Annotated in this window: 9 protein-coding genes; 1 reads left to right on the forward strand and 8 read right to left on the reverse strand. The window is 63.3% G+C overall.

What is annotated here, in order from left to right; genetic code table 11:
* Positions 1-52: 52 nt before the first annotated feature.
* A complete protein-coding gene (locus EGJ09_RS13880; RefSeq protein ID WP_125924177.1) occupies positions 53-2,182 on the forward strand; it encodes an FAD-dependent oxidoreductase in 2,130 nt (709 codons plus the stop codon).
* 49 nt (positions 2,183-2,231) lie between these two features.
* Here EGJ09_RS13880 and EGJ09_RS13885 read toward each other — a convergent pair whose 3' ends face one another.
* The 8 genes from EGJ09_RS13885 to EGJ09_RS13920 form a co-directional block, all read right to left on the reverse strand.
* Positions 2,232-3,614, reverse strand: coding sequence for a DUF1329 domain-containing protein (locus EGJ09_RS13885; RefSeq protein ID WP_256658438.1), 1,383 nt, complete (start codon positions 3,612-3,614; stop codon positions 2,232-2,234).
* 89 nt (positions 3,615-3,703) lie between these two features.
* The gene (locus EGJ09_RS13890) at positions 3,704-5,392 is read right to left on the reverse strand and encodes a class I adenylate-forming enzyme family protein (RefSeq protein WP_125924178.1); all 1,689 of its coding nucleotides are present in this window, start codon (positions 5,390-5,392) and stop codon (positions 3,704-3,706) included.
* A 2-nt stretch (positions 5,393-5,394) separates the two neighbouring features.
* A complete protein-coding gene (locus EGJ09_RS13895; RefSeq protein ID WP_125924179.1) occupies positions 5,395-6,549 on the reverse strand; it encodes an acyl-CoA dehydrogenase family protein in 1,155 nt (384 codons plus the stop codon).
* Between the two features lie 13 nt (positions 6,550-6,562).
* Positions 6,563-7,750 carry an acyl-CoA dehydrogenase family protein gene (locus EGJ09_RS13900; RefSeq protein WP_125924180.1) on the reverse strand — a complete coding sequence of 396 codons (1,188 nt, stop codon included), beginning with the start codon at positions 7,748-7,750 and terminating at the stop codon, positions 6,563-6,565.
* A gap of 54 nt (positions 7,751-7,804) precedes the next feature.
* The gene (locus EGJ09_RS13905; RefSeq protein ID WP_125924181.1) at positions 7,805-8,974 is read right to left on the reverse strand and encodes an acyl-CoA dehydrogenase family protein; all 1,170 of its coding nucleotides are present in this window, start codon (positions 8,972-8,974) and stop codon (positions 7,805-7,807) included.
* Between the two features lie 10 nt (positions 8,975-8,984).
* Positions 8,985-10,163, reverse strand: coding sequence for a lipid-transfer protein (locus tag EGJ09_RS13910; protein WP_125924182.1), 1,179 nt, complete (start codon positions 10,161-10,163; stop codon positions 8,985-8,987).
* A gap of 19 nt (positions 10,164-10,182) precedes the next feature.
* On the reverse strand, positions 10,183-10,602 hold the full coding sequence (locus tag EGJ09_RS13915) for a MaoC family dehydratase (protein ID WP_125924183.1): 420 nt from the start codon (positions 10,600-10,602) through the stop codon (positions 10,183-10,185).
* Complete coding sequence (locus EGJ09_RS13920) at positions 10,574-11,707, reverse strand: acyl-CoA dehydrogenase family protein (RefSeq protein ID WP_125924184.1); 1,134 nt, start codon at positions 11,705-11,707, stop codon at positions 10,574-10,576. Before EGJ09_RS13920 ends, EGJ09_RS13915 begins: the two co-directional genes overlap by 29 nt.
* Positions 11,708-11,710: the final 3 nt, after the last annotated feature.

The raw sequence follows: 11,710 nt of genomic DNA on the forward strand, positions 1-11,710 counted from the left end.
GCAACCTGGCCGCTGTCGTATCGACTGGCCTCTACCAAGGGCTGACATAACAATGACAAAACTCTCCCACTTGCTTGCGCCTGGCCGCATCGGCCCCCTTCAACTGCGTAATCGCATCATCATGGCGCCCATGGGCTCCAACTTCGCCGAAGCCGACGGGCACTGTGGCGAACGTATCCAGGCCTACTACGAAGCACGTGCCGAAGGCGGTGCCGGGCTGTTGATCATGGGCGTGTGCGCCGTCGCCTTCCCCGCCGGTACCGCCGAGCCTTACCAGGTCGGTGTCTCCTCTGATGCGTTCATCCCGGGCCTTGCCCAACTGGCTGACCGCGTGCACAAGCACGGCGCAAAGATCGCCATGCAGTTGCAGCACGCCGGCAAGAACGCCATACGCGACATGGCCGCGGGCCGACCGCTGTGGGTGCCGTCGTTGCCCCCGGCCAGTACCTCCGACATGATGCAGGCCTTGACCCCGGAGGAACTCGCCTCCTTCGTCAGCGCCGTACGCGGTCGCAAAGGCGGGATCGAGATGCGCGTGATGGACCAGGGCGACATCGCACAGATGGTCGAATGGTTCGCCGCCGCCGCCGAGCGTGCGCAGCGCGCCGGGTTCGATGGCGTGGAAATCCATGCCGCGCACAACTACATCATCGCCGGCTTTCTATCGCCGTACTACAACCGCCGTGAAGATGCCTACGGTGGCGCACTGGAAAACCGTGCGCGCTTGCTGCTTGAGGTGCTGGCTGCCATACGCGCGCGGGTTGGCGCAGGCTTTGGCGTCTGGCTGCGGCTGGATGCCGAAGAACTGCTCACCCCCGGTGGCATCACCCTCGACGATGCCAAGGCGGTTGCCCGCCTGGCTGAAGACGCCGGCGCCGATGCGGTCAGTGTCTCGGCCTATGCCATGACCAGTAGCGGGGTGGCCTTTACCGAGGCGCCGCTGGTGCAAAAGCCGGCGGCATTTCTCGAATGGACAGCGGCCATCAAGCAGTGCGTGAGCATCCCGGTGATCGCCGTTGGGCGTATCGAAGTGGAAACCGGCGACGCCGCGATTGCCGCCAGTCAGTGCGATTTCATTGCCATGGGCCGCAAGTTGCTGGCCGACCCACAATTGCCGAACAAACTGCAGGCCGGCCAGCTGCAGGCCGTTCGACCGTGCATTTACTGTTATGTGTGCGTCAGCCAGATCTTTATCAACGAGCGGGTCAAATGCGCGGTCAACCCGCAAACCGGCCATGAAAGCGAGCGTATCATCACACCGGCGGCAGCCGCGCGACATGTTGCGGTGATCGGCGGGGGCCCGGCAGGCCTGGAAGCCGCGCGCGTGGCGGCCTTGCGCGGCCATCGCGTGACGCTGCTCGAGCGCAGTGACCGCCTGGGCGGCACCCTGTTCTTTGCGGCCCTCGCCTACCCCGAAAACGGTCGTCTGCTCGACAACCTGCTGTACCAGGTGCGGCAACTGCCCATCGATATACGCATGGGCAGTACTGTGGATGCAGCCTTACTGCGCGACCTGGGCGTCGACCAAGTGATTGTTGCCACCGGCGCACAGCGCGCAGCGCCGGACATCCCCGGCGCCGAGCAGGATCATGTATGGAGCGGTGATGAACTGCGCCGGCTGATGACCGGTGACCGCGCCGAAGAGATTGCCCGGCGCAAACTGTCGCTGACGCAACGCACCCTGATGAAGGCCGGCAACCTGATCGGCGTCACCGACAGCACCGAAGCCATGCAAAAGCTGTCCCGCGTGTGGATGCCCTTGGGCAAGCGCGTGATCATTGTCGGCGGTGGGCTGGTGGGGCTGGAGCTGGCGGAGTTTTTGATTGCGCGTGGGCGTCAGGTGTGTGTGCTGGAAAGCAGTGGCCACCTGGGCCGGGAGCTGGCGATTGTGCGACGTTGGCGGGTACTGCATGGCATCCGTGTGCACGGTGGGCAACTGCTGACTGGGGTGAGTGTTACCGCCATCGACGGTAACCGCGTGCGCTATCAGACAGCCGAAGGTGAAACTGCCGAAGTACGCGCAGACTCGGTGGTGCTGGCCAGTGGTGCAACGCCTGATACCCGCCTGGGCGATGCACTGAGCAGTGCTGGGTTAAAGGTGGTCAGCATTGGTGACTGCCAGAGCCTGGGGTATATCGAAGGCGCCATCGCCGCCGGCAATCGCGCTGGGCGAGAAGCCTGAGGCCAAAAAAAACCCCAGGTATCTACCTGGGGTTTTTTTCGCTCGGCCGTTACCGCCCCATCGCCCTCGCCGCATCGGCGGTGTACATATCAGGGGTGAATTTGGCTTCGTTGAGAATCGGCCCTTTCTTCGATTCGTTGGTCATGGCGTAACCGGTGTACTGGCCCGAGTTCAGGTCCATGAAGAACTGCGAACCGGCCTGCCAGGCGCTCATGTCCGGGTGGTAGTAGTAGTTGATCATCGCGTGCTTCCACAGCGCACCACGGCTGTCATAGTTGTCCGAGACCACCGCGTGCCAGGTGTCTTCGTCGATAAACAGCACACGTTTGCCGTAAACATGGCGGTAGCCCTCTTTCAACTTGGCCTCAAGCACCCACACACGGCGTAGCTCATAGCGCATGTAGTCGGGGTTGGGGTGGTTGGCGGTAAGCATGTCGGCGTACTTGATGTCACCGCTATTGGGCTTGAAGGCGTTTGCCGGCACGTAGATTTCGCGCTTGCCGACCAACGTCCAGTTGAAGCGCTCGGGCGAGCCGTTGTACAGGCGGTCTTCGTCAACCGTCATGGTGCCATTGGTGCCGATCATCGGCTGATCGTAACCGTAGCCAGGCAGTTGCCGCACACGCCGGGTGGACGGGCTGTAGCTCCAGGCCTGGCGAGGGTTGGCGAGGAAGTTGTAGGGCTCTTGCGAGATACTCACCACACCGTTGTCGCGCACCGGCTTCAAGGTAGTGTTCCAGCTCATGGCCTGTATCGCGCCTTCGGTTTTTGGCTCGACGGTCGGTGAGTTGGCTTGCGAGAGGTTGCGCGCATAGGCGCGGCCCCAACCGATGCTGCCGTTTGGCAACACCGAGGCCAGGTCGCTGACCTTTTCTTCGGTGTAGGCCCGTGCTGGTAGCTGGTGGTTCCACAGCAGCTCCATGCCGTTTTTCGGAATCGGGAACGGTACTTGGCCAATCCCTTCGATACCCATGCCGTCATCGACCAGCTTGGCGCTCAAGGCGTTCTTCATCGCCCGCTCACAGACATAATCCGGGTAACGGAAGTCCCGATGGCCCGGGTAGATGTTCATTTTGTAGGTGGTGGGATAGCGCTTGAGCAGGGCCTTCTGGCCTTCGGTCAAATGGCTTTCGTACTGGCCCATGTTCTGCGCGGTGATCACCAGGATGGGCTTTTCGTTGGCATAAGGGTCGACTGGTTGATCGCCAGAGAACTTCACATGGTTCCAGCCTGGCACTTCGCCCAGGTACTTGCCGGTGTAAGGCGGAATGGTGCCCTCGGCATTACCGGCTTTTTCGGCACCGACACAGGTCAGTTCCTTGCCGAGTTTGGCAGCCTCTTCAGGCGACACTTGCGCAAGTGCGTTGCCTTGCAGGCCGACATTTGCGGCCACTGCAGCTACGAACATCACGCCTTTTGTTGTTATTTTCATCGGTTGGCTCCTTCGCAGACCAGGACTACTGGGGTACCTCCATTGTTCCTGATCTGCGGTGGAGTACATCGTCCGGAAAGACTAACCAGTCAGGCGCCGACCAATAATTCCTTCAGTTGCGCCTTGATCACCTTGCCCGACGCATTGCGCGGCAGCGGATCGCGGCACAGGTGTACCTCGGCCGGTACCTTGTAGGCCGCCAGGCGCTGGCCGATAAAGGCACACACCTGCTCCTGGGTCGGCGCTGGCTGAAGCTCGCTGCGCAACACCAGGGCCAGGCGTTCGCCCAGCGCCTCATCGGTCAGGGCAAAGGCGGCCGCCTCGGTCACCCCGGGCATTTCGCAGATACACGATTCCACTTCACTGGCGGATATCTTCTCGCCCGCACGGTTGATCAGGTCCTTGGCGCGGTCGGTGATGTACAGGAAGCCCTCCTCGTCCAGATGGCCGATATCACCGGTGTCCAGCCAACCGTCGCACAAAGTCTGGGCACTGGCTTCGGGCAGCTGCCAGTAAGCGTTCATCAGGGTCGGCGAACGTAGCCAGATCAAACCGCTGCGCCCCGCCGGTAGCGGTGAGCACGGGTCCGGCCCGATGCAAACATCAACTATCGGCAGCGGCCAGCCCACCGAGTCGGGCTTATAGACGAACTGATCGCCGCCCACCGCGGCACCGATGCCGTTGCTCTCGGTCAAGCCATAGCCACTGCCCCCAATCGCATGCGGCTTACGTTTGCTGATATGCGCCAGCAGCCGGCTGGAGGCCACCGCCCCGCCCAGGCCCAGGCCATACAGGCTGTCGCTGTCGGCGCTGGCAAACCGCGGCGAACCGAGCAGTTGCTGCATCATCACCGGAGCGCCATTGAACTGGGTACAACGCTCATCGCGAATCAGGTCGAAGGCTTTGTCCACATCCCATTTGTACATCAGCAACAAGCGCCGGCCGCTGCGCAGCCCCAGCAAGAACTGCGCATGCAGGCCACTGACATGGAACAGCGGCACCGCCATCAGGTTGGTCGGCGCCAGGCCGCTGGCGATCACTGCCTGGATCCGCTCGGGCGAACTCATGGCGCAGAACGCCGACTGGAACTCCAGTGCCGCCAGTGCCTGGCAAATGGCGCGATGGCTGGACAGCACGCCCTTGGCCCGGCTGGTGGTGCCAGAGGTGTAAAGGATCAGCGCCGGGTCAGCGGGGTTGATCTCGATGGCCGGCAACGCCAGCGGCGGAGCCTGGATCAGCGCTTCGAAACGCTGGCAGTTGGCCGATAACGCTTGCCCCGCCGGCATGCCAACCACAATGCTGACCAGTCGCTGTGCCAGCAGGTCGCTGGTCAGCAATTGCAGTCGCTGCTCGTCACAGACCAGCACCTGCGCACCGCTGTCTTGCAGGCCATGGAACAATTCGTCGCGCAGGCCCCAGCTGTTCAACGGTACGCACACCGCGCCACAGCGCTGCACCGCAACAAAAGCCACCAGCCAGGCAGGCTGATTGCGCATGGCGATGGCCACCCGGTCCCCCTGCTTTACCCCAAAGCGCTGCGCCAGTTGCGCAGCCAGGCGGTCGACCTGATCGAAAAACCCGGCGAACGTCAGCCGTTGCTGCTCCCACACCAGAAACTCTCGCTCACCGTGTGCACGGCCTGCATCGATGGCTTCGAGCAAATTCGCAGGTGCATGGCGAAAATACCGCAGGCCGTCGTCGGGCGAAGACACCACTTCGAACGGCGAACCCGGGCCAATCAACTGCTGCCAGGCGTTGCGCCACTGTTCCATCTTCATGTTCATTTCTCCAAAGACGCAAAAGCGGCGTAGCGCGCGCACTGGAAGTCACTGTCACCCAGGCACGCCTGGGCCACGCGAATCCGCTTGAGGTAAAGGCCGACGTCCAGCTCATCGGTGACACCGATGCCACCGTGCATCTGCACCGCCTCATTGCTGACCTGGGCGGCGACCTCGCCGGCCTTCCATTTGCCCAGGCTCACCAACCGCCCGCGCTCGGCCGCGCTCAATGTGCTGTCGTCGAGCGCGGCCAATGCCGCCATCACCGCGCTGCGGGCCAGCTGCAACTCCACATGCAAACGCGCGGCCCGATGCTGCAGGGCCTGGAACGAACCGATGGGCACATCGAACTGCACGCGGGTCTTGAGGTAATCCAGGGTCATGGCGAACAGTTGCTCGGCGGCCCCGAGCATCTCGGCGGCCAGGCACGTGCGCCCGCGGTCCAGCGCCTCCTCCAACACCGGCCACGCTGCGCCAAGCGTACCGAGCAAGGCGTCGCTGCCCACGTGCACGGCACTCAAACGCAGCCGCGCACAATTGCGCGAGTCGATCAGCGTCAATGGGCTGACCTGCAAGCCCGGCGTATTCGCCGGTATCAGGAATACACTGATACCCTGCGTTTCACCTGCGCGGCCACGGGTGCGCGCCGCGACCAGGTAGGCATCGGCGCCCAGGCCATCGATGACAAAGAACTTCTCGCCATCCAGACGATAACCACCGGACTCGGCCGTCGCCGTCAGTGCCGTGTGCTCAGGGGCGTGGCGCGGCTTTTCATCCAGTGCCAGGGCCAGGCGCCGCTCGCCACTGATCACCGCCGTCAGCCACTGGTCCTGTTGCGCAGCGCTGCCAGCCAGATGGATCAGCGAGCCACCGAGCACCACGCTGGACAACAAAGGTGAGGCCGAAAGGTTTCTGCCCATGGCCTCAAAAACCGGCCCCAGGCCCATGCAGCCGAATTCAAGCCCGCCCAATGCCTCGGGAAATGGAATCCCACTCCAGCCCAGGCCCACGGCGTCTTGCCACAGTTGCGGGTCATACCCGGGGGCGCTTGCCGCGTCGCGCAGGCGCCGCTGCGCCGCTACCGGGCTGCGCGCCGCAAGGAAATCGCGGGCGCTGTCGGCCAACAGGCGTTGCTCTTCGCTATACACCAGACTCATCTTCAAACTCCCCTCAAGCGCTAGGCAGGTTCAAGACCCGCTTGGCGATGACATTCAACTGCACCTCCGACGAGCCGCCGGAAATGGTCAGGGCATAGCTGTTGAGCCAGCCACGGGTAATCGCCAGTTCCTGGCTGCTGAACGGCTCGCCTTCAAGGCCCAGCGCGCGGTAGCCAAGGGCGTCGAGGAGGATCTCGAACTTGTCGCGTTCCTGCTCGGTGTGCACCAGCTTCATGATTGCCATGATGGCGCCGATATCCAGGCCAGCCCTGGCCTCCTCGCCCATGCGCTGCACGGTGAGGTTGTAGGCATGCTCATTCATCGCGCAGGCCTGGGCACGAGCACGCAGGGCCTGATCGGCAGGCGCCTGGCTGTCGGGCAGGTAGCGTTCGATCAACGGCAGCAGGTGAAAGTGCGTCGGCAGGCTGAACTCGCCGAACTTGGACATGGCCTTGCGCTCATGCTGCAGCAGGCTCTTGCCCAGGTTCCAGCCACCGTTGAGCGGGCCGATCAGCTGGCTTTGCGGCACGCGCACGTTATCGAAGAACACCTGGCAAAAAGCCGATTTGCCGCTGATCAAGTCAATCGGCGAAAAACTCACCCCGGGGCTTTTCATGTCCAGCACGATCAGGCTGATACCCTGATGCTTGGGCGCCTTGGGGTCAGTGCGCACCAGGGCGTACATCCAGTCGGACTTATCGCCATAGGAGGTCCAGATCTTGGTGCCGTTGATCACGAAGTCATCGCCATCGGCCACCGCCGAGGTTTTCAGGCTGGCCAGGTCGGAACCGGCATTGGGCTCGGAGAAGCCCTGGCACCAGCGCACTTCGCCGCGACACATCGGTGGCAGCAGCGCCTGTTTCTGCGCTTCGCTACCGAACTCAAGCAGCACCGGGCCGAGCATCCAGATGCCCAGGTTGATCTGCGCCGGTCGACACTTCAGCCGGCGCAGCTCGCTTTCCAGCACCGCGTTGTACTCGGCGCTCAAGCCGCCACCGCCGTATTCGCTGGGCCATTGCGGGCAGAACCAGCCTTTGTCACGCATACGCTCGAACCAGAGGCGGGCGTCTTCGCTGGGAAAGTCTACCTGGCGGCCACCCCAGACGATTTCGCCGTCGGGGGTGGCGGTGCGCAGCGATGGCGGGCAATTGGCCTCCAGCCATTGGCGCGTCGTTTGCCTGAATTGCTCGATTGCGCTCATTCGTTCACCTGAAAGGGACGTTATTGTTATTCGCTTCAAGGGTACAACGGTGACTCAGCGTTGCGTGCGCGGCATGCCCAGGCCGAACTGGGCGATCAACTCGCGCTGGATTTCATTGGTACCACCGCCGAAGGTCAGGTTCACCGAGGCGCGCACTTCGTACTCCAGTTCGCCGAGCAGATACGCCGCCGCAGAACCTGCCCGCATCAGGCCGCTGGCACCGACGATGGCCGACAGCTTGCGCAGGATCTCGATCGCCGATTCCGAGCCGTAGACCTTGGTGGTCGAGGCCAGCGCGACGTCGACGCGGTCACGCTCAAGGTCGGCGGCAATACGGAAGTTGATCAGGCGCATGGCTTCAAGCCGGGCATAACACTCGGCCAGATCGCGCCGCACCCAGGCATGGTCGGTAGCACGCTGGCCCTGCTCATCGGCACACCGTGCCCACAGATAAACCCGGCTGAACAGGCTGACGACCTTGTCCGACCAGGCCCCAAGGCCCAGGCGTTCGTGGTTGAGCTGGGCGGTGATGAGTTTCCAGCCACCGTGCAGTTCGCCCACCAGCATCTCCCTCGGCACCCGCACGTTATCGTAATACGTGGCGGCCGTGGGGTTTCCGGAGGTCGGGATCAGCGTACTGGAGAAGCCTTCGGCCTGGGTATCGAGAATCAGGATCGAGATGCCCTTGTGCCGCACCTGCTCGGGGTCGGTACGTGCCGCCAGCCAGATGTAGTCGGCCGAGTCGGCGCCCGAGGTCCACAGCTTGCTGCCGTTGACCAGAAAGCCGTCGGCGTCTTCACGCGCGGTGGTTTTCAGCACGGCCAGGTCGCTGCCGGCACTGGCTTCGGAATAGCCGATGGCAAAGTTGATCTCGCCGGCGGCGATGCCGGGCAGGAACTTTTCTTTTTGCAGTGCCGAACCATGGGCCATGAGGGCCGGGCCAACGGTGCTGATGGTCACGAACGGCAGCGGTGCGCCGGCAATGTTGGCTTCTTCGAAGAAGATCAATTGCTCGGTGGCCGCGTAACCCTGGCCGCCATAGGCCTTCGGCCAGCCGACCGCCAGCCAGCCGTCACGGCCGATCTGGGCGATGGTGCGGCGAAACAGCTCGCCGCCTTCGGTGCCACGCATCTGCTGGCGCAGTTCGGGGGTCATCAGGTTCTGGAAATAGTCCCGGACCTTGAGCCTCAGGGCATGCTGTTCGGGGGTGAGATCGACGAACATGGGACGCTCCTTATACCGCGCCGAGAATCAGGCCGCTGGTAGGCACGCCGGTTCCGGCGGTCACCAGCACGTTTTCGACACTGTCCACCTGGTTGACCGCCGTGCCGCGAACCTGGCGCACAGCTTCGGCGATGCCGTTCATGCCGTGGATGTAGGCTTCGCCCAACTGCCCGCCGTGGGTGTTGATTGGCAGTTTGCCGCCCCGTGCATGGTGCCCGGCACGGATGAATTCCTTGGCTTCACCGCGCCTGGCAAAGCCGAACTCTTCCAGTTGCGGCAGTACGAAAGGCGTGAAGTGGTCGTAGATCACGGCGGTTTGCAACGCGTCTGGGCCCAGGCCCGACTGGCTGTACAGCTCTTTGGCGACCACACCCATTTCCGGCAGCCCGGTGATGTCGTCGCGGTAGTAGGAGGTCATCACCTGTTGCCCGGCGCTGATGCCCTGCGAGCCAGCCTTGATGATGACCGGCTTTTGCCTGAGGTCTCTGGCCCGCTCGGCTGAGGTGATCACCATCGCCACCGCGCCATCGGACTCCTGGCAGCAGTCGAGCAGGTGCAGCGGTTCGCAGATCCAGCGCGAGGCCTGGTGTTCTTCAAGGGTGATGGGCTTGCCGTAGAAAAATGCCTGGGGGTTGGTGGCGGCAAAATCGCGCACGGCCACCGCGACCCGGCCGAAGTCCTCGGAGGTAGCACCGTAGGTGTGCATGTAGCGCTGGGCAAACATGCCGACCCAGGCCGCCGGGGTGTGAAAGCCGTGCGGCATATACCAGCCGTAGTTGACATTCTCGAAGGTTGGTGTCGACGCAAAGCCATAGCTGCCGGTGCCGAAGCGGTACCAGGAGCGTTCGTTCATCGCCCGATAGACCACCACAACCTTGGCCACCCCGGTGGCCACCGCCATTGCCGCGTGCATCACCGGCCCGCAGGCGGCGCCGCCACCGTGGGGCACCTGGGAGAAGAATTTGACGTCCTTGCAACCCAGTAGCCGGGCAATTTCGTACTCCGGGACCTTATCGACCGAGTAGGAACTGAAACCCTCGACTTCGCTGGGGTCAATTCCGGCGTCCTTGAGCGCCGCCAGTGTCGCTTCCATGGCCAGGCGCAGTTCGGTGCGCCCGGAGTTCTTGGAAAACTCGGTCGCGCCCAGCCCTGCAATGGCGGCGCGCCCGGAAATCGACGAATTGGTCATCTGTGTTGTCTCCCGCGAATCAAGGCAGAACCAGCGCGACCGTGCCGGTCACGTGATTGCCCATGGAGTTTTTGCCCTTGAGGGTCACTTCCAGGCTGCGCGTAGCGGCATCCTGATGGGTCACTTCGCCGCTGAAGGTCATGCTGTCGCCGGGGTAGTTCGGCGCGCCCAGTTTGATTTTCAGCGAGCGGAACTGCACCTGCGGGCCGCTCCACTGTTCGATGAAGCGTTGCACCAGGCCGTTGGTGGTCAGGATGTTCATGAAGATATGTGGCGAACCCAGCTCGCGCGCCGCATCCAGATCATGGTGACCGGGAAAGTAGTCGCGTGTGGCTATCGCCCCACCGGCAATCAGGCCGACCGTGATCGGAATCGTCAGCTCCGGCAGTTGCTCGCCAGGGCGCACGTCTTCAAAGCGCTTGGTGTTCATCAAGGTCATATTTCCATCCCAAGGTAGTGTTATCGCTCAACCAGTCACCGAGACGTTCCAGAATCATCGACGACCCTCCCAATGCGCAGCTCAGGGCGCGGCTCCAATAGAGAAAGCGATGGATCGGGTACGTCAGGTCGACGCCGATGCCGCCATGCACATGCTGTGCGGTGTGGCCGATGTGGTGCCCGGCTTCGCACGCCAGGTACGCGGTGGCCAACGCTTGCGAAGGCGCTGGAAGACCGGCGTCGAGGCGGTAGCACAGTTGCCACAGGGCACTGCGCAACACCTCCAGGTGCACATGGGTGTCGGCCATGCTCATTTGCACGGCCTGGAAGCTGCCGATGCAGCGGCCGAACTGCTGACGCTCACTGACATAGGCGACGGTGCGGTGTACCTGCTCGGCGCTGACGCCCAGCTGCAAGGCCGCCAGGGAGGCAATCGCACGCGGTGCCAGCCAGTCCAGGGCGGCGGCGGGCAGCACCTGCTGATTGCTCAGGGTGACGCCGCGCAAAGTCAGGTCGGCAATGCCTTCGCCGTGGGTCATGACCCCCGCTACACGGTTGATGCCTGGCTGGCTGAGGTCCAGCAGCACCAGCCTTGGCTGTCCCATGACCCGGGCCAATACCAGCGCTGCCACCGACTGCTCGGCCAGGGCGAGCGCCGCAACCCGGCCGTCGAGGCGCCATCCGCCCTGTTCGGCGCTGGCCTCAAGCTCGATGCCGCGCACCGTGTTCAGGCCATCGAGGCTCAGGGTCAGCAAGCCCGTGGCTGCAACAGCCTGTTCAACCCACGGTGCCAGGGCCTTGTCGCCGAACTCGGCGAGAGTGGTCGCGGCCAGTTGGTGACGCCACAACGGCACCTGTGCCAGGGCGCCGCCCTGGGCATCGAGGATCTGCACCAGCTCGGTCATGCCCAGCCCGCTGCCGCCGGCCGCCTCGGGGATGGCCAGGGCATGCAGGCCGGTTTCCACGCAACTGTGCCACAGGTCTTGCATATAGGCTTGCCCGCAGAGGTCCCAGTCACGCAGGCGCTCGTCGGTGCAATAGTCGCTCATCAGGCTGCCCGCCATTTCGGCAATGGCACGCTGGTCTTCGCTGAGTTCAAAATCCATGGT

This window comes from Pseudomonas sp. p106 (assembly GCF_003936645.1).
Classification (GTDB): domain Bacteria; phylum Pseudomonadota; class Gammaproteobacteria; order Pseudomonadales; family Pseudomonadaceae; genus Aquipseudomonas; species Aquipseudomonas putida_E.